Origin of the sequence: Halococcus saccharolyticus DSM 5350 (assembly GCF_000336915.1) — an archaeon.
GTDB classification, from domain to species: domain Archaea; phylum Halobacteriota; class Halobacteria; order Halobacteriales; family Halococcaceae; genus Halococcus; species Halococcus saccharolyticus.
Genome location: NZ_AOMD01000025.1, coordinates 242,311 through 264,454, shown reverse-complemented (window position 1 = coordinate 264,454; position 22,144 = coordinate 242,311). Strand labels below are relative to the sequence as shown.

General features: G+C 62.7%; 26 protein-coding genes. 11 read left to right on the top strand and 15 right to left on the bottom strand.

The genetic code is table 11. From position 1 onward, the window contains the following. Both C449_RS11895 and C449_RS11890 read right to left on the bottom strand, forming a co-directional pair. On the bottom strand, nt 1-402 hold the full coding sequence (locus C449_RS11895) for a PIN domain-containing protein (protein WP_049914114.1): 402 nt from the start codon (nt 400-402) through the stop codon (nt 1-3). Next, nucleotides 399-629 (bottom strand): antitoxin VapB family protein, encoded by a 231-nt coding sequence (locus C449_RS11890; protein WP_006078266.1) that lies wholly within the window; start codon nt 627-629, stop codon nt 399-401. The genes C449_RS11895 and C449_RS11890 overlap by 4 nt, the downstream gene beginning before the upstream one ends. A gap of 107 nt (nt 630-736) precedes the next feature. Between C449_RS11890 and C449_RS11885 the strand changes: the two genes are divergently transcribed. After that, entirely contained in the window at nt 737-3,691 is a 2,955-nt protein-coding gene (locus C449_RS11885; RefSeq protein ID WP_006078265.1) for a type I restriction endonuclease subunit R, read from the top strand. Next, nucleotides 3,684-4,406 (top strand): M48 family metallopeptidase, encoded by a 723-nt coding sequence (locus C449_RS11880; RefSeq protein WP_006078264.1) that lies wholly within the window; start codon nt 3,684-3,686, stop codon nt 4,404-4,406. Before C449_RS11885 ends, C449_RS11880 begins: the two co-directional genes overlap by 8 nt. A 106-nt stretch (nt 4,407-4,512) precedes the next feature. Here the strand turns inward: C449_RS11880 and C449_RS17840 are convergent, their stop codons facing one another. Together C449_RS17840 and C449_RS11875 are read right to left on the bottom strand one after the other, a co-directional pair. Beyond that, a complete protein-coding gene (locus tag C449_RS17840) occupies nt 4,513-5,241 on the bottom strand; it encodes a hypothetical protein (RefSeq protein ID WP_152415704.1) in 729 nt (242 codons plus the stop codon). A 163-nt stretch (nt 5,242-5,404) separates the two neighbouring features. Next, nucleotides 5,405-6,004 carry a helix-turn-helix transcriptional regulator gene (locus C449_RS11875; protein ID WP_006078263.1) on the bottom strand — a complete coding sequence of 200 codons (600 nt, stop codon included), beginning with the start codon at nt 6,002-6,004 and terminating at the stop codon, nt 5,405-5,407. Nucleotides 6,005-6,300: 296 nt separating this feature from the next. Here C449_RS11875 and C449_RS11870 point away from each other — a divergent pair, with 296 nt between their 5' ends. Together C449_RS11870 and C449_RS11865 are read left to right on the top strand one after the other, a co-directional pair. Further along, the gene (locus tag C449_RS11870) at nt 6,301-6,588 is read left to right on the top strand and encodes a hypothetical protein (protein ID WP_006078262.1); all 288 of its coding nucleotides are present in this window, start codon (nt 6,301-6,303) and stop codon (nt 6,586-6,588) included. A gap of 23 nt (nt 6,589-6,611) precedes the next feature. Next, complete coding sequence (locus tag C449_RS11865; RefSeq protein WP_080504923.1) at nt 6,612-7,124, top strand: CRISPR-associated protein Cas4; 513 nt, start codon at nt 6,612-6,614, stop codon at nt 7,122-7,124. A gap of 3 nt (nt 7,125-7,127) precedes the next feature. Here the strand turns inward: C449_RS11865 and C449_RS11860 are convergent, their stop codons facing one another. From C449_RS11860 to C449_RS11850, 3 genes are read right to left on the bottom strand one after another with little or no spacing between them, the layout of a single operon-like run. Continuing rightward, a complete protein-coding gene (locus tag C449_RS11860) occupies nt 7,128-7,718 on the bottom strand; it encodes an L-threonylcarbamoyladenylate synthase (RefSeq protein ID WP_006078260.1) in 591 nt (196 codons plus the stop codon). A 2-nt stretch (nt 7,719-7,720) separates the two neighbouring features. Continuing rightward, a complete protein-coding gene (locus tag C449_RS11855; protein ID WP_006078259.1) occupies nt 7,721-8,233 on the bottom strand; it encodes a redoxin domain-containing protein in 513 nt (170 codons plus the stop codon). Next, nucleotides 8,233-8,535: a glutathione S-transferase N-terminal domain-containing protein gene (locus C449_RS11850; protein WP_006078258.1), complete on the bottom strand. Its 303-nt coding sequence runs from the start codon at nt 8,533-8,535 to the stop codon at nt 8,233-8,235. The genes C449_RS11855 and C449_RS11850 overlap by 1 nt, the downstream gene beginning before the upstream one ends. 189 nt (nt 8,536-8,724) lie before the next feature. Here C449_RS11850 and C449_RS11845 point away from each other — a divergent pair, with 189 nt between their 5' ends. Next, on the top strand, nt 8,725-10,131 hold the full coding sequence (locus C449_RS11845; protein ID WP_006078257.1) for a hemolysin family protein: 1,407 nt from the start codon (nt 8,725-8,727) through the stop codon (nt 10,129-10,131). A 6-nt stretch (nt 10,132-10,137) separates the two neighbouring features. On the opposite strand, the gene C449_RS11840 is transcribed toward C449_RS11845, so the two are convergent. Together C449_RS11840 and C449_RS11835 are read right to left on the bottom strand one after the other, a co-directional pair. Continuing rightward, entirely contained in the window at nt 10,138-10,842 is a 705-nt protein-coding gene (locus C449_RS11840; protein WP_006078256.1) for a DUF5828 family protein, read from the bottom strand. A gap of 35 nt (nt 10,843-10,877) precedes the next feature. After that, a complete protein-coding gene (locus C449_RS11835; RefSeq protein ID WP_006078255.1) occupies nt 10,878-11,102 on the bottom strand; it encodes a hypothetical protein in 225 nt (74 codons plus the stop codon). A gap of 82 nt (nt 11,103-11,184) precedes the next feature. Between C449_RS11835 and C449_RS11830 the strand changes: the two genes are divergently transcribed. Together C449_RS11830 and C449_RS11825 are read left to right on the top strand one after the other, a co-directional pair. Then, a complete protein-coding gene (locus C449_RS11830) occupies nt 11,185-11,556 on the top strand; it encodes a cupin domain-containing protein (RefSeq protein WP_006078254.1) in 372 nt (123 codons plus the stop codon). Beyond that, the gene (locus C449_RS11825; protein ID WP_006078253.1) at nt 11,553-12,221 is read left to right on the top strand and encodes a hypothetical protein; all 669 of its coding nucleotides are present in this window, start codon (nt 11,553-11,555) and stop codon (nt 12,219-12,221) included. The genes C449_RS11830 and C449_RS11825 overlap by 4 nt, the downstream gene beginning before the upstream one ends. 35 nt (nt 12,222-12,256) lie before the next feature. Here C449_RS11825 and C449_RS11820 read toward each other — a convergent pair whose 3' ends face one another. Both C449_RS11820 and C449_RS11815 read right to left on the bottom strand, forming a co-directional pair. Then, entirely contained in the window at nt 12,257-13,279 is a 1,023-nt protein-coding gene (locus C449_RS11820) for an A24 family peptidase (RefSeq protein WP_006078252.1), read from the bottom strand. A 36-nt stretch (nt 13,280-13,315) separates the two neighbouring features. Next, nucleotides 13,316-14,104 (bottom strand): alpha/beta fold hydrolase, encoded by a 789-nt coding sequence (locus C449_RS11815; RefSeq protein WP_006078251.1) that lies wholly within the window; start codon nt 14,102-14,104, stop codon nt 13,316-13,318. 234 nt (nt 14,105-14,338) lie between these two features. Between C449_RS11815 and C449_RS11810 the strand changes: the two genes are divergently transcribed. Both C449_RS11810 and C449_RS11805 read left to right on the top strand, forming a co-directional pair. Then, on the top strand, nt 14,339-14,578 hold the full coding sequence (locus tag C449_RS11810; protein ID WP_006078250.1) for a DUF7127 family protein: 240 nt from the start codon (nt 14,339-14,341) through the stop codon (nt 14,576-14,578). Then, a complete protein-coding gene (locus tag C449_RS11805; protein WP_006078249.1) occupies nt 14,575-16,839 on the top strand; it encodes a CDC48 family AAA ATPase in 2,265 nt (754 codons plus the stop codon). The genes C449_RS11810 and C449_RS11805 overlap by 4 nt, the downstream gene beginning before the upstream one ends. 179 nt (nt 16,840-17,018) lie before the next feature. Here C449_RS11805 and C449_RS19010 read toward each other — a convergent pair whose 3' ends face one another. From C449_RS19010 to C449_RS11790, 3 genes are all read right to left on the bottom strand, one after another. Then, entirely contained in the window at nt 17,019-17,420 is a 402-nt protein-coding gene (locus C449_RS19010; protein WP_006078248.1) for an RDD family protein, read from the bottom strand. Between the two features lie 61 nt (nt 17,421-17,481). After that, complete coding sequence (locus C449_RS11795) at nt 17,482-18,759, bottom strand: amidohydrolase (protein WP_006078247.1); 1,278 nt, start codon at nt 18,757-18,759, stop codon at nt 17,482-17,484. A gap of 430 nt (nt 18,760-19,189) precedes the next feature. After that, the gene (locus C449_RS11790) at nt 19,190-19,516 is read right to left on the bottom strand and encodes an uS10/mL48 family ribosomal protein (RefSeq protein ID WP_006078246.1); all 327 of its coding nucleotides are present in this window, start codon (nt 19,514-19,516) and stop codon (nt 19,190-19,192) included. Nucleotides 19,517-19,675: 159 nt separating this feature from the next. Between C449_RS11790 and C449_RS11785 the strand changes: the two genes are divergently transcribed. Both C449_RS11785 and C449_RS11780 read left to right on the top strand, forming a co-directional pair. Continuing rightward, nucleotides 19,676-20,101: a bis(5'-nucleosyl)-tetraphosphatase gene (locus C449_RS11785; protein ID WP_006078245.1), complete on the top strand. Its 426-nt coding sequence runs from the start codon at nt 19,676-19,678 to the stop codon at nt 20,099-20,101. A 361-nt stretch (nt 20,102-20,462) separates the two neighbouring features. Further along, nucleotides 20,463-21,536: a DUF5787 family protein gene (locus C449_RS11780; protein WP_006078244.1), complete on the top strand. Its 1,074-nt coding sequence runs from the start codon at nt 20,463-20,465 to the stop codon at nt 21,534-21,536. Here the strand turns inward: C449_RS11780 and C449_RS11775 are convergent, their stop codons facing one another. Beyond that, a complete protein-coding gene (locus tag C449_RS11775; protein WP_006078243.1) occupies nt 21,537-22,058 on the bottom strand; it encodes a DUF5797 family protein in 522 nt (173 codons plus the stop codon). Nucleotides 22,059-22,144 lie beyond the last annotated feature (86 nt).

Here is a 22,144-nt window from a genome sequence, read left to right as displayed (position 1 = left end):
TCACCGATAGGTTTCGAGCGCGACGCCGGGAATCGTGCCGAAGTGCGAATCGCCAGCGAGAACGGGTTCGTCGCGTTCGATGGCGGTCGCGGCGATTGCCGCATCACCCTTCCCGATGCCGGGACCGTCGTCATCGTCGGCCATGCGCTCGCCGAGGAGTCGTCCGGCACGCCGAGCAATCGAGGGAGTCATCTCCACCAGCGGGTACGAATCCAGCACCGCCTCGACGGTCCGGCGCTCGGCGGGGGAGTTCGCCACCTTCCCCACACCGATATAGAGTTCCAGCACGGTCATCGCCGGCATGACGAGTGGCACACCCTCGGCTTCGAGTTCCCGTTCCATTGAGACGGCCGCCTCCACGTCGCCGATGACATCCAGGACGAAGCTCGTATCGACAATCACTCGAAGCACTCGGCGACCTCGCGGGCTTCGTCGCGGTCTCGCTCGTCGGCGGCATCGATGGCGTCGCGCATCTCGGCCACCTCGTTCTCGTCGAACACGCCACAGAGGTCGCGCAACGACCGGTCACCGATGAGCCGCTCGACGGCCTCGCTGAACGACTCGTCGTCGCGCTTGTTCGACCGGATGCGCTCGTACACGTGGTCTTGAAGCCGAACCTGTTGTGACATTCTTGTTGACAGCGTTGACGCTCTACAGTAATCAGGGTTCGGACCCCGTCGGCTTCTTTCGTTCGACCACCGACAGAATCTTGTCATACCTCGCCGAACGCCGGTCCATGGTGAGCGTCCCGAACGAGGGCGGTGTCGAGCGGTCACTGCTCTCGTGGCTCGATGGTGTCGGCTGGGAAACTCACGGGCAGGACGGAAGTTGGGGTGCGGACGTTCTCGATAGCAAGTATGACCGTCGGAGCAACGAAGTCGTCTACTGGGACCTACTGGCCGAGCAGGTAGTCAACCTCAACGACGACGTGACCGCGGACAACGTGGACAAATTCATCTCCTCGTTGAAACGTGACCTCGACCACGAGAACCTGCTGGACGGCAATCAGGCGTTTCACGAACTCCTCACCAAGGGGAAGACCTTCTCGGTCCAGCAGGCCGACGGTTCGAGCGAAACCATCTACGTCGACCTGATTGACCACAAGGTACCCGAGAACAACCGTTTCCATGCAGTCAATCAGTTCTCCGTCTCGCGCGGGACGACCATCCGCCCGGACGTGAATCTGTTCGTCAACGGCATCCCGCTGGTGACGATGGAACTCAAGAGCCTCGCACAGGACAACGACTGGCACGACGCTGTGAGCGACCTGCTGACCTACGAGGAGGACGTACCTCGGCTGTTCGTCCCTGGCCTGTTCAATATCGCCGCCGACACGATGGAACTCCGGTATGGGGCTGTCGGCGCACCCAAGGAGTTCTACGAGCCATGGAACGACGCGCCGCGGGTCTATGAAGACCCCAACGAGATGAAGCAGGCCATGCTGGCGCTCTGTAACCCCGAGACGCTTCTCGACCTGCTGAAGAATTTCGTGTTCTACGAGCGGCAGGCCGGCGGCGACGCGAAAATCGTCCCGCGATATATGCAATACTACGCCGTCAACGCCATCCTTGACAGAGTGCGTGAGGGCGAGCACGACCGCGGGCTCATCTGGCATACCCAAGGCTCAGGCAAGTCGTTCACGATGCTCTATGCGGCCGAGAACCTTCTCTCACGGGCCGCCACCACCAACCCGCAGGTGTTCATCATCGTCGACACGGACAAGCTCAACAGCCAGATGCGCGACCAACTGGCGAACCTTACGCTGGAGCGGTGGACCGAGGCCGAGAGCATCAGCCATCTCCAGCAACTCATCGAAGAAGGCCAGAGCCAGCTCGTTCTCACGACTATCCAGAAGTTCGAGGACGTCGAGCCGGACACCCAAGGCAACGACGAGGTCGTCGTGATGAGCGACGAGGCTCATCGCTTCATGGAAGCCGACCTCGGGAGCCGCCTTGATGCGGCGCTCCCGCAGTGCTCTCACTTTGGATTCACCGGCACGCCCGTCCGCGAGGGCGAGCGGGAGAAGGACAAGAACACCTTCCGCGAGTTCTCTCCCGAAGACGAGGACTACCTCCATCGCTACTCGGTCAGGCAGGGCATCGAGGACGAACTAATCCTTCCGGTGTACTTCACGCTCCGTCACGAGATGGAGTGGGACATCGATGAGGCGGGTCTCGACGAGGAGTTCGAACACCAGTTCCGCGGCATGAGTACCGAGGAGAAACGCGAGTTCATCCGCGAGACCGTCACCGCGACCACGCTCGCCGAATTCGGACCGCGGGTTGACCGGACTGTCGAGGAAATCGACCAGCACTACGATGAGCACGTTGCGCCGAACGGCTGGAAGGGAATGGTCGTCACGCCCAGTCGGCGGTCTGCCGCGATGTACGGCGAACGCCTCGTTGAGCAACGTGGCGAGGACGAGGTCGAAGTGCTCTACACCGCGACCAACGACGACTCGGACCTCATCAAGCAGTTCCACACCGACTCGGAGGAACGCGACCAGATAGTCAAGCAGTTCAAACAGGGGGACACGCCGGAGCTACTGGTCGTCCATGGTATGCTCCTGACGGGGTTCGACGCGCCGGTACTGAAGACGATGTACCTCGACCGGGACCTGAAGAACCACAACTTGATGCAGGCCATCGCCCGGACGAACCGGCCTGCCGCGGGCAAAGAGAACGGCGAAATCGTGGACTTCCAGGGCGTCTTCGAGAACATTGACGAGGCGCTCGATTACGATGCCGAGACGAAAGCCTACGCCGCTCGCGACAAAAACGAGCTCTTCGACGACCTCGTTGAGCAGTTGGAGATGGTGATGGGTCTCTTCGACGATATCCCCAAGGATGACAGCCAAGAGGCTACCTACGAAGCCGTCGAGCGCGTCAGTACCCATCCCGAACGTCGCGAGTTCAAGCAGGGCTTCCGCCGTCTCCAGAACCTCTACGAGTCCGTTGCTCCCGACGGCCGGCTCATCGAGGAGGGAATACAGGACCAGTACAAGTGGCTGAGCCGTGTCCACGTCGCGTTCCAGAGAACCACCTCGGGTGAGGACACACCCGAGGAGGACATGCGTGAGAAGACCCGCGACATCCTCGAAGGCAACATCGACGTGGGTGAGATACGACGCGACTTCCCCACGTACAAGCTTGGCGAGGAGTTTCTTGAAAACGCCGAGGGGCTGGACAACCCCGGCGTGAAGGCGTCGCAGGTCGCTCACGCCACGCGTGACCACCTCCATCCACGAACGGGTCAGAACCCACGGTACAAGCGTCTGAGTGAGCGCGTCAACGATATCGTCGAGCGCTGGCAAGGTGGCGACATGGCGGACCCCGAAGCCGTCGAGGCACTGAAATCCGTTGAGGAGGAGGTACTGGCGGTCGAAGAGGAGGCCAACGAGCGCAGCATGGATGGTGCGGAGTTCGCTATCTACACTCACTTGTCCGAAGAGACCCCAGATGCTATCGATTCCGATGACCAAGCCGAGGCAGTGGCCGAGGACATCGCAGCGCGGTTCGATGAGCAGGTGGACCGTGACTATCCCGGCTGGGAGACGAACCAGCAAACACTCCAAGATATCGAGCATGTACTCTTGGATACGCTCGTCGTTGAGCACGACCTCGGCCATCTGATGCAGGACGACGAGTTTGCGGACGCGGTTCGGACCTACCTCATCGAGAACTATGTCTGAGACGCGACCGCGTGAAACCGACTTGCTCGGCGAGGCAGTGAACTATGAAGTGCGTCGCAGCAACGAAGCTGGCGAGCCGCGTATAGATGTCGATATTCGCGGCGTGGTCGTGATACTCCCACAGGAGTCTCAGAGTAACCCGGAGACGTTGCTGGCGGAGAACGCGGCGTGGGTCGTCGAGAAGAAGCGTAAGTACGATTCGTATCGGAAAGAGGTGCCGAACCGACGATTTGAGGTCGGAGCGACGTTCCTATATCTCGGCACACCCCACGAGATAGTGGTCGAACGCCGGTCCTCGTCCGCGGTCCGTGAGGGAGAGTTCCGTCTCTCGGAGCACCATGTGAAGCAGGCGTCAGTGAAACGCGCCTTGGAAACGCTCTACCGGCGCAAAGCCCGGGAGACCTTCGAGAAACGCGCCAGTCACTATGCCGAGGAGATGGGTGTCGAGTACGAGCAAATCGAGATACGAAACCAACGAACGAAGTGGGGAAGCTGCTCGACCGCAGGAACGCTCGGACTGAACTGGCGACTCATGATGGCTCCGTCGGACATTGTTGACTACATCGTCATCCACGAACTCGCCCACCTTCGAGAACCGAACCATACTGATGCCTTCTGGTCGCTTGTCGTGGAGTACGACCCCCAGTATAGAGAACATGCTCAGTGGCTTGAAGAACACAGCACTCGCCTGATATTCTCGAGTGGGGATTTGTGACTATACGACTTCCTGAATCGTAAAATTAATTTGACCTATACTTCCAGCTACGTCATCAAGGCCGGTCCGATTTGTGCAAACGATTTCTGCTTTTTGAACATTTGCCTCACTCTGGTTTTAAATTCACATCTGGTAAGGGGCTATCTTCCCACGTTACATCTAATTCCCCTTCAAGCTTGTTGGCATCAGCGGAGGTAACTATAACTTTCTTTGTGTTCCACTCTATCTCTTCAAATGTCTCCTTTTTGAGTTGCGATTTCATATCAACGAAAGGCTCATAGCTTGTTCTGGGGGTATATGTCTCTACTCGAATGGGTTCCGAATGCCGTGATAAGTTGCCACCACCTCCATCAATTTGCTCATGTTCGCTGAATACAATACGTGTATCCATCTCCGGTCCAGCTGCTTCAGAATGTACACGAAAAAGTTCAAAGCGGCTGATTTCTTCTCTATTGATATCGATTCTGGTTGGCGACTCAGACTCGCTCCACCCTTGTGTCAGCTCAATCTGGTAGTTTTTCTCTGCACTGACCTCCTGTTCTCGTGCCCCTCCCTCCTGTGCATCTTGCCGAATTCGCGTTTCAGTTGTGTTTCGTACGCCCTCAAGAATAACTCGAAGTTTACAATTAGTGGCTACTGAGCTTCCTGTGTTTCTGACTTCTACCTCGTACTTACACCATTCCATTAACCAGCCTTGGGAGGTATGGCCGTTTCTCAGAATGCTTGGTTCAAATTCTAATACTGGCTTCTGCCACCATCGCACTGTCAGGCTTCCCAAAGATGTGGCAAGGAAGCCCGCAATGGCACCAGACACGATTGAACTGAGCAGACTCATACACGGAGAACACACGCTGTTGCGTTAGTTCTTAATGCTATTCGAATTTGAAAGCAGTTAAATTCTCAACTATATCCGGCTCAATCGTGGTGGAACTGCCATATGCTACTAATAAACTTTTCTGAAATGGTCGTCCGCTCGATTTTACCTCCCTACAATAGGGTCACTTGACTTTTGACTCGCCCCCGTCAGTGACCACTGCCTCAGAACCCTCGTCGGGGTCAGCGACTGCGTAGGTGTAGGGCATCTCGTCGTCAACACGAGTGAGATAACCGGCCTCCCAAAGTTCGCGCAGGTGCTTCCGAGCTGTCTCTTCTGTGATTTCAAGCGCGTCTCCCATCTCCTTTGAGTCATTTACGCCTTCTGCGATAGCTTCCATTACCTTGACCTGCGTGTCACCGAGGTCTTCAGCGTCGTCATGACGGTCGATGTTGGCCTCCAAGTCTCGGGTAGAGGACAATACCTCCATGGCCCGCTCATGTCCAAGCTCATCGACGAGCTCAGAAATATCGGCTAACTTCTCCCGCTCGTTTGCTTCTCGGGCGACCGGGGCCAATTCCTCGAAGGCCTCCCGCACACACTGCATGGTTTTCTCGTCTGCCGCCACATGAGGGGCGAAGTTGGCAAACCGCCCATTTTCTTGATAGCAGGCGAGGCGCACCTCGTACCGGTCACGGTTTGAGTTCCGCGATACCTGAACTTCCGTACGTCCTTGGTCATCGCCCCACTCCTCGACCACGCGCCGTTCGATGATATCTGACATCGCACTTCGTCCGTGTATCAATGGGCACAAAAAGCTTCCTCGTAAATTCTCGTTATTTCTGAGAAATTCTCGTCGCAGGTCGGGCCCCTACTGCCATTGCTGCTTAAATTGACATTTCATAGGCAGGATTGAGACCTCTCCCTTAGTATTGAGTTTTAGACAATTATATTAGGTAATATCAGTCGCTCACCTTCTGTAAAACCGGTTGGACACTTGTGGAGAGTGCCTCTTGCGACCTGATGGTCAAAACTGGGTGCTGGCGGAGTAGAGAACGACAAAGTAGGGCAATATGATAATTGTTCTTAGTATATAGGAACAATAATTCGGCCGACGAGAACTGCGAGGTCGCGGTCGTACTCAAAGAGAAGGAGGTTGGAAATTATTACGGCGAGGTCTTTATGACCGACTGGGAGGGTGGAGACAGCGGGTCCGGGAGCGGCGACGATTCACCGCTGCCCGTCGGGGTCGTCGCCACGGTCATCGGCGTGATGGTGCTCGCGGTCGGACTTGCATTCCACGATGATGTACTGGTGTCTTCAGCCTCTCTCCTGCCATATGCCACAGCCCAGGCGGAGAGACGGTAAAACACACAGTGTGGAGTAGTGCGTTGGGTGGTAGTGGCGACAATAGTGCTAATAGATTCTCGTTTACCCGGAGCAATCTCTCGTGCGCGAAGGCTCGATTCGACGCGTTCGATGAACTCTGCCGACCTGACTCGCGCGATGTCCTCCTCACCGGCAAGGAGTGTCGAGGCATCGCGCACAAAGTCCTCGATCTCGACACGCCGACTCTGTCACTGATCTCTGCCGGCAGCCCACCCGAGAACGGCGTCTGGCACCCACAAACCGTTCACGCCGTCGCAGCCGCGAAGGCGCTCGCGTTCGAGCGTGAAACCCCGGTCGAGCGGGCGTTCGTCGAGTATCCGACACACGGCATCATCAGAGCGGTGGAACTCACCACCCGGCGGAAGGCAGCCTATCGACGGGCGGTCCGAACGCTCGAATCGATCGATGGCCCACCGCCGCGCCTCGACGATGACTCGAAATGCGAAACCTGTGAGTACCGCGAGGAGTGCGGGGTGAAGACGCGGTCGCTGCGTTCGCTGCTCGGACTCGGGTGATGCCTACTCCTCACTGCGGTCGAGCCACGCCGTGATCTCGTCGGCGCGTGCGCCGCGGCGGTGGATCGTGCCCTCCGAAACGTCGACTACGGTGCTCTCGGTGCCAGGGAGTTCGTTGCCGCCGTCGATCACGGCCGCGCTCGCCTCCCGCACCGCCGCGTCGACGTCTTCGACCCGTCGGGCGCTCGGGTTCCCACTCACGTTCGCGCTGGTGGCGGTGAGCGGGGCGACCTCTCGCAGGAGCGCAAGCGCGGTCGGATGGTCCGGGACGCGGATGCCGACCTGGTCCCCACCGGCAGTCAGCACGTCGGGGACCGCCTCGCGTGCCTCGACGAGTACCGTGACCGGACCGGGCAGGAACTCGTTCATGAACCGTTTTTCCTGTGCGGTCGGCCGCGTGTACTCCGTCGCCGTCTCGACGTCGGGCACCGCTAGCGAGATCGGCTTACTCCGATCGCGTCCCTTGACTGCGAACACCTGTTCAACCGCCGACGCCGAGAGCGCGTCCGCGGCAAGGCCGTAGACCGTTTCGGTCGGATACACCACGACCTCTCCCTCGTGGATCGCGGCGGCGGCGCGTGCGAGATCGACCACGTTCAGAGCGCGTCGATCGCGGTCTCGACGTCGTCGTAGTCGGGGAAGTCGGGCCACTCACTCGCCACCCACGCATACTGGATGGTACGCTCGTCGTCGATCACGAACACGGCGGGCCGCGGCTCCGCGACCCCGGCCATCCCGTCGAGGTCGTTCACGATCCCGTACTGCTCGGCGACGCCGTTTTGCGGATCGGAGAACAACCGTGCGTCGATCCCACGCTCGGCGATCAGCCGTTTGTGCGCGTACGGTGTCGAGATCGAGAGCCCGACGACCGCGATTTCGTCGGTCCATCCTCGATCCCGGATCTCGTTCCAGACGTACGTCGCGGGGAACGCCCCATCCATGGGGTGGAAGACGAGAACGACCGGTCCGTCGTCGAGCACGTCCGAGAGGGCGGTGTCGGCCCACGCCTCGGCGTCGACCAACGGCCGGACGAAATCGGGCGCTTCGTCGCCCGCTGCCGGATGGTCGGTTTCGTCGAGTTCGACGACATCGAAGTCGAGCTCCGCCATCAGGCCGCGTCCTCCCCGTCGCCGTAGGTGCCATCGAGATACGCCACGATGTTCGCGCTCTCGGACATCGTGACACCGGTGTTCGGGTCGACGATCGCCGGCACGGTGCGCTTGCCGCTGATGCGCTTCACGACGTCGCGCTCGGAGTGCAGGGGCTCGACGAACCGCGACTCGTAGTCGACGCCGAGTTCGTCCAGCCGGCGGACGACACGTTCGCAGAACGGACACGCCTGGAGTCGGTAGAGCGTGAGCGGCTCGCTTGCCTCGACGGACGCGGTGCCGCTGGCTGCATCGGTGCTCATGCGCCATCCTTCGGGCGAGACGCGCGTAAGCCCTTCGCCTCTCCTCGCCCGGTCGAACCGTCGAACGGTTCGTTCGTCTCGATCGGATCGTCCGATTTTGTGTTGCGATGGTTGGCGAACGCTGCTCGATCGTCACCATCGACCATGCGAACGTTTAATCCGGCCGGCAGGCAACACCACCACGTCGCTATGGGCATACTTCCGTTCACGACGGCTCCGTCCGCGCCGCTCGGGGCACTCGTTCCCCTCCAAGTAGAGGTTCTCGGGGCCGAAATCCCCGAAACGGTGTTCGCCGCTCTCGGTGCAGCCGTCATCCTCACGCTGATCGGGCTGTCGGCGTTTTTCTCCTCCTCGGAGATCGCGATGTTCTCGCTCGCCTCACATCGACTCGACAAACTCGTTGAGGACGGCGAGCCGGGAGCGGAACTGGTCAAGCAGTTGAAGGACGATCCCCACCGGTTGCTGGTGACGATCCTCGTCGGGAACAACCTCGTCAACATCGCGATGACGTCTATCTCGACGGGACTGCTCGCACTCTACGTCTCGCAGGGCCAGGCCGTCGCGATCTCCACCTTCGGGATCACCGCTCTGGTCCTCCTCTTTGGCGAGAGCGCCCCCAAGTCCTACGCAGTCGAGAACACCGAGTCGTGGGCGCTGACGATCGCGCGCCCGCTCAAACTCGCCGAGTACGTCCTCCTCCCGCTGATCGTGTTCTTCGATTACCTGACCCGTCAGATCAACCGGATCACCGGGGGTGGGTCGGCGATCGAGACTTCGTATGTGACCCGTGACGAGATTCAGGACATGATCGAGACGGGCGAACGCGAGGGCGTGATCGAGGAGGACGAACGCGAGATGCTCCAGCGCATCTTCCGATTCAACAACACTATCGCGAAGGAGGTGATGACTCCCCGACTCGACGTGACCGCGATCGACGCCGAATCCACCGTCGAACAGGCGATCGAGACGTGTGTCCAGAGCGGTCACGCCCGGATTCCGGTGTACGAGGGCAGCCTCGACAACGTCATCGGGATCGTCAACATCCGCGATCTCGTTCGGGACCTGAACTACGGTGAATCCGCGGACCTCGACCTCGACGCCCTCATCCAGCCCACCCTCCACGTCCCCGAATCGAAGAACGTCGACGACCTTCTCCGGGAGATGCGCGCCGACCGCCTCCGGATCGCGATCGTGATCGACGAGTTCGGCACCACCGAGGGCATCGTTTCGGTGGAGGACATGATCGAGGAGATCGTCGGCGAGATCCTGGAGGGTGGCGAGGACGAACCGATCGAAATCGTCGACGACGACACGCTCGTCGCCCAGGGCGAGGTCAACATCGACGCCGTCAACGAGGCGCTCGACATCGATCTCCCCGAGGGCGAGGAGTTCGAGACCATCGCGGGATTCATCTTCAATCGGGCGGGCCGCCTCGTCGAAGCGGGCGAGAGCCTCTCGTACGATGGGGTCGAGATCACGGTCGAATCCGTCGAGAACACCCGTATCACGGCCGCACGCGTCCATCGGCTTTCCGACACCGAGGCGAACGTCGAAGCGACCGCCGAGACCGATGGCGGACCGGGCGAGACGGAGTGAAACCGGTCAGTTCGTCGTGAAGTCGACGTCCGATTCGGCATCCGATACCGCTGTTTCCTCCGGCACTTCGCCACCTTCGGCGGCTTCGAGCGCCTCGACGTTCTTCGGGGTGTCGACGTGCCACCGATCGACCTCGTCGTCGTACTCGGCGAGCCGATCGGAGACCTGCTCTTTGAGATCGTCGTCGTTGACGTTGACTTCGAAGGCATAGCCCACGTCGTCGCCCTCGCGGGCGCGTCCCGAACGCTGGAGGTTCGCGCTCACGAGCTCGTTGTCGAAGTAGTACGGCGCGACCTGGGTCATCACGTTCCGGTAGACGGTGTCCTCGACGGTGCGAACCGCCTTCCGGCCAGCGGAGTCGGCCGCGCGTGCGACGTAATCGAGCGATTCGCCCCACGAGTCGACGGCCTCGTCGGGATCATCGAGTCGGTCGTAGGACTCGCTGAGTTTCTCGCCTGCGCTCAGGAGGTCCTCGTTCGGCTCCTTGCCGGCTTTCTCGCCCTCGCCCTCTTCGATACTCGCCTGCTCGGCGGTCTTCTCGTTGACGTCCTCGCCGAGGCGCTCGTGGCTCTTCGGCCGCCATTCGTCCCACTCCGAGAACGCCTCGCCCTCCACGCCGAGTTCGGCGAGCGCGTGGGTGATCCGTTCGCCGTGTTCGACCGCGTCGTTCCATCCGCCCCGTATCTTGAAACCTGAAATACTCTCTTCCATCGAGTTCGATGATCCTCGCGTTCGTTGATTCGCGACTACTTTCCGTACGTGAGGCGGGTCGCCACCGCGTCGATCCGGCGCTTCGCTCCGGCGAGCCACGCCGCCGGCGACACGCTCCGGAGTTCGGTCTCCGAGAGTTCGATCCGTGCGCCCGCGAACGGATCGGTCGTCTCGTCCTCGGCGTTCTCCCCGTCCGCGGCCACCTCGGTCACGGAGGTCATGGCACACCGACCACACGCCTCGCGGTCAGTTCCACCCATGGTTGGTCGGCGTTACGCCGAGCAGGCGCTTAAACGTTCGCGTGGGCCGTGCGCTTTTACTCGCGCCCGTCGTGACGCCCCCATGGGCTATCGCGTTCTCGATCCCGACGATATCGCGCCAAGCGACGACCGTCCCTGCGAGCTTCGTGGTCTCACTGAGCCGGCAGGTCTCGATCGGATGGCGATCAACCGCTTCCGAGCCGAACCTGGCGAGATGCTTCCACTCGCATACCACTACCACGACGACCAGGAGGAGGCGTTCTACGTCCTCTCCGGGACGCTCCACGTCGAAACTCCCGAGGAAACCTACGAAGTACCCGAGGACGGGCTGTTCGTCGTCGATCCCGGCAGCCCACAGCGCGCGTTCAACCCAGCGGACGCCGAGACCTCGGTTGAGGTACTCGCGATCGGCGCGCCCCCCACGGAGGGTGACGTCCACGCCTACGACCCATGACTCCCGATGCGAACGGTGGCGAGTCGGGACAAATCGAAACCGGCACGACGGACGCCGACGCAGACGACGCCAGCGATGCTGCGGCCGACCCCGACACAGCCACCTATCCCGACGTTCCCGATTGGGACGACGAGTACATCGATCGGGTGAGCGATCGACTGCTGTTCAACTACGATCTCGACCGTGATCGCCACGTTCGGGGCGAGCGATTCACGCTCTACGGCGAACTCCACATCGAGAGCCACAAACAGTTCTTCCACGAGGCGCTCTCGTACGGCCACCACGAATCCGGCGAGCACCTGTTCGTCCGTCGGGCCGATCGGACCGACGTTGCGGAGCTGGAGCGTCTCGTCGATCTCGCCCACGCCCTCGCCGACGAGTGGATCGAACCGAACGAGGAACATTACAGCACCGAGTTCACGTTCGCGATCGCGACCGACACGATCGACGCCGATACCAAGTCGTTCGTCGAAGGGTTCACCGACCGCACCCTGCTGAAGTACGGCTACCACGGTCACTACGAGATCAACCTCGTCGTCGTCGCACCCGACCACGAGGAGCTGGTTGCGAGCCGAAACGCCGACGTCGCCAACGCGTTCCGGCTCTGGGACGACGATACTCCGACGGGATTACTCGAACGGCTCGTGGCGCGCGTCCGCCGCTGACCCGCACTTCCGTCACGAATTCTGCGAGAGGGGACTCAGATCATCCCGAGCGCCGCCAGCCCGGCGTAGAGCAGATCGCCGTAGACCAGTGCGAGACAGAGTCCGCCGAACAGCGGGACGAGAAACGGGATCCCCGGCGAGATCCACACCGATTCCGCCGTCGTGAGGTGGTCGAGCGCCGCACGGAGGTTGGTGGGGGTCGCGCCGTAGGCGTCGCCCACGTCGTCGCAAAACGCCGCTGCACCCCACGGGTCGGCCGGATTCTGTACGTTCTCCCGATCGGCCGCCGCTGTGTCGTGGGCCGGTCCAGTCGCTCGGCGGTCTCCGTGTCGCGGCCTGCCGTCGGTGGCGGCGTCGACCCGTCCGTCGCCGGGCGCGTTCGGTTCCGTCGGTAGACTCTCCGGATCGCGTCCTTCGGCGGGTGCGGCCCGGAGCGCGGCGAGACTCGTGTTACGCCACGCGAGGTACATCCGGAGCGCGTCGAGATCGAGACCTGAGTCGAGCCCGTTCGCCCGCCCGAGCAACCGGCCGTGGGTTGCCGGAACCCCCTCCCACGAAATCGGCCGGCCGACGGCCATCGTCGTCGTGATCCGGCCCGCGAGCGCGTTCCGGACGGTGAGCGAGAGCGGGTAGACCGCGCCGACGAGTGCCGCGTTCGTGAGGATCGTCACGGCGAACGCACCGCTCGCGGTTGTGAGCGGGAGGACGAGCGACGGGGCGGTTGGGAGAAGATACGAGGCTGGTGTCGGAAAACACAGGCAGATCGCGGCGAGTGCCTTCGCGTCGGCACCGCCGAACGCGCCGAGCCACCAGAACAGGTAGCCGACCGGGGCGATCACGCCCACACTGACGGCGACGCGGACGACGAACAGGCGGCGTTCGGTGGCGAGTCCGCCCTGCCATATCGTCCATGCCTCCCACGCGAGCAGCGCGCCGCCGAGGGCGACGAGCGGCAGCCACATCCGGTTCGCCACCCGGCGCGTTCGCAGATCCCGGTGGGCAGCCCACCCGAGCACGGGGAGCGCGAGCAGCCGCAGCAGATCGACGGGCGCGTTCACGATCCATGAGCCGAGCGCGGGAACAAAGGTCTTTCCTCAGGATCGATGCGTGTCGTCCTCGATTCCCCGAACGAACTCATCGATCGTGTCGTCGAACGCCGCCGGCCGCTCGATCATTGCGAGATGCGCGGCGTCGGCGAGAACGGTGGTAGTCGCGTTCGGCACGTTCTCCGCGAGGTACTCGTGGTAGCGCGGCGGCGTTAGACCGTCGTGCTCGCCACAGACCGCGAGCGTCGGAACATCGATCCCGTCGAGTTCCCCCCGGACGTCGAACCGATGGCAGGTCTCGAAGTCCCGGCGAGTGGTCGCCTGGCCGACCGCAGCCATTGTGGCCTTCGAGGTCTCGACCGCCGGATGATCGGTGTCGTGAAACAGTCGATTCTCGCCGTGGAGGAACTCGATAGCGCGATCGAAGTCCTCGTCGAGCCACGCGCGCAAGTCGTCCATCACGGTGAGTTTCGCGCCGGTCCCGGCGAGCACGAGACCCGCGGGCGACGCGTCGCGTTCGAGCGCGAGATGCTGACAGATCGCGCCGCCGAGCGAGTTGCCGACGATGATCTCGGCGTCGGTCGCATCGGCGACCGCGAGCACGTCGTCGGCGTACGCCGAGAGCGTCTCGTAGCCCGGATCGGCGTCGACGTCCGCGGAGTCGCCATGACCACTCAGATCGAGCGCGACCGCCGGCCGCGCGCCCTCGTCCAACTGGGCGCGCCAGATCTCCCTGTCCGCCCCGCTGCCGTGGACGTACAGCGCCCGCTTACCGTCACGATCGCTCCCCACCTGTTCGTAGGCCGTCGTCCGTCCGCTGTGAGTAACGGTTTCCATACGCTGGGTTCGTCGGCGACGCACATATACTGTCGGCGAGAACGAGTCATCAGGAAGCGCGCTTGGATCGACCGTCGACGACGGACGATTGCGGTGATGTCTTCTCACAACCTAGCCGCTGGTACTCCACTCTTCAGCCTGAACCACAATACCAGCGATAGAGTTCGAAACAACCCACGTGCCGGGGTTGCGAGAGATAGACTTATATACCAGTAGCACTAACCAAGGGTTAGGATGACACCGAAACTCCAGCAGTTCGACGAGCGCGACACCGGCGGACTCCGGCGGTACGAGTACGACGACCGGGTGGTGTACGCGGTCGATGTCGGACTCGGCGAGGCGACGGTCGACGTCGCCGGGAGCACGGTGATGCTCGTGAGCGACGACGATCAGGCCGAGTTCGAAGTGCCAGAATCGGGAACCGTCGAAGCCGCTATCAACAACGGCGTGCTTACCGTCGAGGTGGGACGATGAAGCTCACCGTCAAACCCCTGAAACAGAAGGACGCCGGCCGCGGTCTCGCGGCGGTCGATCGGGCCGCGATGGACGAGCTCGACCTCGAAAACGGCGACTACATCGTGATCGACGGCGGCGAAGGGCGTGCGATCGCGCGCGTGTGGCCGGGCTACCCCGACGATCAGGGCCGCGACGTGATCCGGGTCGACGGCCAGCTCCGCAGCGAGGCCCAAGTCGGGATCGACGACAACGTGACGGTCGAGAAGGCCGAAGTCAGTCCTGCCCAGTCGGTCACGGTGGCGCTGCCCCAGAACCTCCGTATCCGGGGGAACGTCGGGCCGTACGTTCGTGACAAACTCTCGGGCCAGGCGATCACCCAGGGTCAGACGATCCCGTTCTCGCTCGGGTTCGGACCGTTCTCGGGCGGGTCGGGCCAGCGCATCCCGCTCAAGGTCGCCGACACCAGCCCTGATGGAACGGTGATCGTCGCAGAGAACACCGAGATCACGATCAGCGAGAAGCCCGCCGAGGAGATCGTCTCCGATGCGGGGGGCGGCAGCGGTGCAACGACGCCCTCCGTGACCTACGAGGACATCGGCGGACTCGACCGCGAGCTCGAACAGGTCCGTGAGATGATCGAACTGCCGATGCGCCACCCCGAACTGTTCCAGCAGTTGGGGATCGAGCCGCCGAAGGGAGTCCTCCTGCACGGGCCGCCCGGAACGGGCAAGACGCTGATCGCGAAGGCGGTCGCGAACGAGATCGACGCCCACTTCGAGACGATCTCCGGCCCGGAGATCATGTCGAAGTACTACGGCGAATCGGAGGAACAGCTCCGCGAGATGTTCGACGAGGCCGAGGAGAACGAGCCCGCGATCGTGTTCATCGACGAGATCGACTCGATCGCGCCCAAGCGCGACGACACGAGCGGCGATGTCGAGCGCCGGGTCGTGGCGCAGCTCCTCAGCCTGATGGACGGGCTCGAAGAGCGCGGCCAGGTCACCGTGATCGCCGCCACCAACCGCGTCGACGCGATCGACCCCGCGCTCCGGCGTGGTGGCCGGTTCGACAGGGAAATCGAAATCGGTGTGCCCGACAAGGAAGGTCGCAAGGAGATCCTTCAGGTCCACACCCGCGGGATGCCGCTGGCCGACGACATCGATCTCGACCAGTACGCCGAGAACACCCACGGGTTCGTCGGCTCGGACATCGAGAGCCTCGCGAAGGAGTCCGCGATGAACGCGCTGCGGCGCATCCGGCCCGAACTCGATCTCGACGAGGAGGAGATCGACGCCGAGGTGCTCGAATCGATGCAGGTCACCCGTGATGACGTCAAAAACGCGCTCAAGGGCATCGAGCCGAGCGCGCTCCGGGAGGTCTTCGTCGAGGTGCCTGACGTCACATGGGAGAGCGTCGGCGGTCTCGAAGACACCAAAGAGCGCCTGCGCGAGACCGTCCAGTGGCCGCTCGACTACCCCGAGGTGTTCGAGGCGATGGACATGAACGCCGCGAAGGGCGTGATGATGTACGGGCCGCCAGGCACCGGGAAGACCCTGCTCGCCAAAGCAGTCGCGAACGAGGCCCAGTCGAACTTCATCTCGATCAAGGGTCCCGAACTCCTCAACAAGTTCGTCGGTGAGTCGGAGAAAGGCGTCCGCGAGGTGTTCTCCAAGGCGCGCGAGAACGCTCCGACGGTGATCTTCTTCGACGAGATCGACTCGATCGCTGGCGAGCGCGGCCGCAACATGGGCGACTCCGGGGTTGGCGAGCGCGTCGTCTCCCAGCTCCTGACCGAGCTCGACGGGCTCGAAGAGCTGGAGGACGTCGTGGTGATCGCGACCTCCAACCGGCCGGACCTGATCGACAGCGCGCTCCTCCGGCCCGGCCGGCTGGATCGCCACGTCCACGTCCCGGTGCCCGACGAGGACGCCCGCGAAGCGATCTTCGAGGTCCACACCCGGGACAAACCGCTCGCCGACGACATCGACCTCGCCGATCTCGCCCGCCGGACGAAGGGCTACGTCGGCGCTGACATCGAGGCCGTCACCCGCGAGGCCGCGATGGCCGCGACCCGGGAGTTCATCGAGAGCGTCGATCCCGAGGACATCGACGGCAGCGTCGGTAACGTCCGGATCGACGAGAGCCACTTCGAGCACGCGCTCTCGGAGGTCACCGCAAGCGTGACCGAGGAGACTCGTGAGCGCTACGACGAGATCCAGGACCGCTTCGACAGCGGCGAACCCGCCGAGGACCGCGAGGTCGGCCGGACCTTCCAGTGAACGTTTTTACTGCGGCGCGCGACCCCCCGCAGTAAAAACGTTCATCAAAAACTCCCGCTCGCTCACTTCGCTCGCTCGCGGTAGGGCTACCGGCGCTTTCCGCGACCGCAATCGTACGGCACCGTTCAAGTTCGTGGCTACTTATTCCAGCCAGAACCTCGGTTCTTGCCCTACAGCCGTCATCGTCTCACTACGATAGTACGAGCGCGCCTGTCCCCGATTCGCTGCTTTTCATCCGACTCTAAAATAGCGAGAATTCCTACTGTGTAATAAAATATACTGTCGACGAACCGCCAAACGTTTCTCGTGAACGAACTGCTCGCGTCGATACGTGATCCGTCCGCGCGACGGACTTCTATCCCTGTCATCATTTTCCCTATCGTCCTGCCAGTCATAGCCTCGAAAAGAAAGAAGTAAGCGAATTGACTGATACCGATGGAAAGGACAAATACAACTGTCGAGTTCATATCCATTGTCACGGCAGAAACTGAGAGAACAAGAATAAGGAGGATTGTATCTACCGTAACAGCAGCTGCTCGGCGAACGACGTTTGCCTCTTCGAATCTTACTTTGTCCGACATATACGGCCGATTCCGAGTGTTTGAGTGTTTCTAACGTAGATCGAAGCTCTTCGTTGGGTGTCTACTGCTCCTGATCGTCGATCCCCAGAATCGAGTCGGTGAGCACGTCGACACCGATCGCGATCGACTCCTCGTCGACGTCGAACGTCGCGGTGTGATGACCACCAGGATGGTCGGTGCCGACGCCGACGTAGGCCGCGTGGCCGCCGTGCTCCTGGACACGTTGCATCAGGTAGGTTGCGTCCTCGCTCCCGCCGAGGTCGTCGCGCTCGGTCGGCGTGTCGACGTCGGTGTTCTCGGTCGCCGCGTCGAGCACGATGTCGACGAGTGCCTGGTCGCTCGTCGCGCTCGGAGCCTCGCCGACCGTCGAGAGCTCGACCGAGCAGCCGTGCATCCCGGCGGCGTTATCGAGGACGCGCTCGGCGCGCTCGCGGGTGTACTCCATCAGTTCGGTTGTTTCGCCCCGGACCTCGCCCTCGATGAACGCCGCCTCGGGGATGATGTTGGTCGCGGTGCCGCCGCCGACCATCCCGGCGTTGACTCGCGTGGGGCCGTCCTCGTGGCGTGGGATCGCGTAGAGATTCTGGATGGCGGTCGCCATCGCCTGGACCGCGTTCTCGCCTGCGTTCGGCTTGCCACCGGCGTGGGCCGGCGTTCCGGCGAAATCCGCACGGAAATGGTGAACCGCCAGGAAGCCCCCGACGCCGGCGACGATCTCGCCGGTGGGGTGATCGAGCCCGACGTGAACCGCGAGGAGGGCGTCGACGTCGTCGAGGTGGCCACCTTTCGCCATCGGTTTGCCGCCCGCGACCATCTCCTCGCCCGGCTGGAAGAACACCTTCAGGGTGCCCGCGAAGTCGCTCTCCTTGATCGCTTCGAGCACTCCGATCCCGATAGTTGCGTGGGCGTCGTGGCCACAGGCGTGCATTCCCTCCGTCTCCGAGCGAAATCCCTCTCGCACTGGTGTGTGGTCGTCGTCGGTGGCCTCCTCGCGGAGCAGTCCGTCGATGTCGACTCGGAGTCCCACAGTGGGACCGTCGCCACGGTCGAGGATCGCGATGGCCCCGGTGTAGCCCCCTTCGGTCCGTTCCAGAACGTCCTCGCGAGCGCCGACCTCGCGAGCGCGATCGTGCCAGCGTTGGAGTTCGTCGTCGTCCGGGACCGCGTTTCGCTCGCCGTCGGCGAGCACGTCCGGGCCGACGAGGAGTTCGTCGACGCCGATCCGTTCGCACTCCTCGACGATTCGAGATGTGGTGTAGAACTCGCGCCACGCAGGTTCGGGGTGGCGATGGAGGTCGCGGCGCAGCTGGATCAGGTCGTCGTGTGTGGACTGCTGCATGGGACGTGGTCACGCGCCGGACCGTTATACTGTCGGTTGGGCGCATCGATGACCGCTTTTCGATCGACGAAGCAACCTCGATTACCCGAACCCTGTTCGAGTTTGGACAAGACTTATGCTCGCACCCATCGCGGCACTGACAACCTCGATGTCAATCATCGAGATAGACAACTTCACTGAACAGTAACGGCGACGTGACCGCCGTCGACGGCCTGTCGCTGTCTGTCGAGTGGCCATCCGCTCATCTCGACGCCTGGCGGGCGCTTCGGTTTCTTCCCGGCAGGCGAGACGGCGAACTCGATCGCGACCTCCTACTGGTTCGCTGCCGTCGTTCTGCTCGTGTGGACGGTCCTCGCGCCGGTCGCCGGACTACTTTACTTCCGAAAGCGGGACGTCCTCTGAGGCGCTCCCTCGACGCTGTCCGTCTTCGTCAGCCTGACCCCGCGGATCGAACTCTCTCGATCTCGACTTCGGCGTGGATTCCGGCGGGGAACTCGCTCGCGACCGATCGAGCGAACTCGTCGTGACCGACGATCTCGATCGAACGGGCGTAGACGGTGTACGTCCAGTCCTCGAAGCGGCCACCGTAGGCTGAGAGACCTTTCGACTGGGGGACGCGACGCTCGGCGGGCGGAGCGGGATGGGGCCCGTTGAACTCCACGCCCTTGCGTGCGGCGGTCGTCTTGATGTCGTCGACCACCCGATCGAGCGCACCCCGATCGCCGCTCGTGAGTCTGAGTTTCGTGACGAAGGGCATGGCAGTTGTGTCTCGCCACTCGCCAGTCCGTGGGTAAAAACCCACAGTTCCTGTTCGACGCTCCCGGCTCGATCGCCAGCGCTCAAAGAGCAGCACCGCAGGATTCCATCGGCGCGACGAAGCAGTAACCAATTAAACGCCGACCGTGTATAGCAAGCAATGGCAGTCGATGCGACGAGCGCGGGGGCTATCCTCTTCCGGGATACGAGGGGCCGCCGCGAGTACCTGCTCCTCAAGAGTCGCCCCGGGGACTGGGAGTTCCCCAAAGGCGGCGTCGAAGGGAGCGAAGAACTCCAACAGACCGCGATCCGCGAGGTCGAGGAAGAGGCCGGAATCACCGATTTCCGGCTCCTCAACGGCTTCCGCCGCGAGTACAGCTACGTGTTCCAGGCGGGCGGCGAGACGATTCACAAGACCGTCCACCTGTTCATCGCCGAATCCGAGGAGGCGAGCGCCGAGCTCTCCCACGAACACCGTGACCACCAGTGGCGCGACTACGAACAAGCCATCAATACGATCACCCAAGACGGCCCGCGCGACATCTTTCGAGAGGCTCATCGCTTCCTCGACGACGAGGGGTACTGACCGCTCGTCTGTCGAGTGGAAAACCTTTGGTCTCGGTGCGGTGGCGCGCGGGAGCGGAGCGCGGCGCGACCGAAGGGAGGGCCGCGGATGCGAACGGGGAGCGTAAGCGACCCGTGAGCGCGTCGGAGACGCGCGACTCGCGCGAGGGATGACTGAACGGAGTGAGCGAAGCGAACGAAGTGAAGGAGTCGGATGAGGAGGCGTGTGGTTGCGGTCCTCATTTGTGTCGGCTCAGTCCTCGAAGTGCTGAACTCCGTCGTCGAATCAGACGACCGATGAAACCAACCCGAAACAAAGCAATCAGACGACGATGGACCATAGGAACCGAACGGCTTAGTCACCACACGACGGACTCCCGGACGTGACGGAGAGCGCCGACACCGAGTTCGAGTTCGAACTCCGAGTGTGCGGCTGGGCCGAGCGCAACTGGCCGCCGGGCGATACGCACGACCCCGATACCACGGCGATCGTGGCGCGCCAGCTCGGCACGAAACACCGGCGGTGGGACACCGTGATCGTCGAGACCGACGCCAACGCACTCGCGGCACGCGCTCGCTTTGGCACCGACCGACTCGATTCCGATCTCTTGGGCGTCGTTCGGCACGCACCCGCCGAGTGGATGTGGTACCGCGACGCGCTCCCCGAGCCCGATTATCCTTGGCGGTACGTCCGCGAGGCCGTCCACCGTGCAGCCGATCGGGAGATCGTCGAGACCAGGCAGCGCGGCAACCGGATCGAACTCCGGCGAAAGTGGGCCTACCCCGACTGGATCGAGCGCGTGATCGCGATCGAGAACAAACCCGATCTCACCGCGAGCGCCGCGCGCGCCCTCGCGGGCCAGATCGAGCACGACGTCGCGCTCGGCCTCGCCGACGAGGTCTGGGTCGCGACCGCTGCGACCGACGACTCCATCGAACCCGTCCTGCTCGAAGATTTCCCGGTCGAAGCGGGCGTGCTGGTTCTCGGTGAGGGCACGGCTGGCGACGATACGAGCGTCGCGTGGCACCCGCGAACGCTCGCGGTCGACGAACCGGGCACGCGGATTCTCGACCGGCCGACGGGTGGGGCTCACGACCGGTCGGCTGCACGCTTCGAGTACGCAAGCCCAGTGTGGAAACGTGGGAAACGGCTCGCGATCGCCGAGCGCGCCTACGAGCGCGGCTGGCGGTCGTATGTCGACACGATGCGACCCGACTGCCGCCACTTCGAACTGCGTCGCGACAAACGCGACGGGAGTCGGGACGTGCTGCCGTGGTGTGCGGCGAAGGAGCGCCGTCAGACCGCGGCCGAGTGTGCGGGATCCTGTCCGAAATTCGAGCCCGAACCCCCGAACTGGCGCGCTGCGGGCTGGCCGATCGAGGGCGGGCCAGGCAGTGCCGTGAAACGATTGCTGGCGCGAAGACGCGACCGTAGGCGGCCCGAACTGCCGGAGTAATCACTCGTCGTCGATCGGCTCGATCGACACCGCGTCGCGTTCGACCGCGAGCCGGAAGGTCGGCACCGTCCGCTGGATCACTTCGACGACGCCCCGACGTTCGAGGCCGCGCAACGCCGAGCGCACGTCGTCGGCAGTGAGATCGTCGTCGTCGGTCGTACCCCCGTTTCCGCCCACATCGGCCGCATCGTCGCGGAGCTTGTGAAGCACCGAGACCACGCTCTCGGCGCGTTCGTCGTGGTCGGCGACGACCCCGAACGCCCGGTGTTGGAGTGCGGGAACGCGAACGGTTCGTGGACCGTCCTCGTTGGGTTCTTCGCCGACCAGCGTCGCAGCGTCGGCGGTCGCGCGGATCAGACTGTTCTCGTCGCGGTAGTAGTGATCGGCCAGCTCGCTTTCGAGGTACTGGTGGACCTCGCTACCGCCGTCCATCCCCCACCGTTCGGCGAGTTCGGCGTTTTTCGTCGGCTGGAGTGCGACCACGTCTTCGAGACGCGCCGTCGCCTCGTCGGAGAGCCCCATCGAACAGGACGTAATCGAACCCGCTATATCGGTTTTCCGGACTCCGTTGGCTGCGTGCCGTCTTCATCGCTGGACTCGACCAGCAG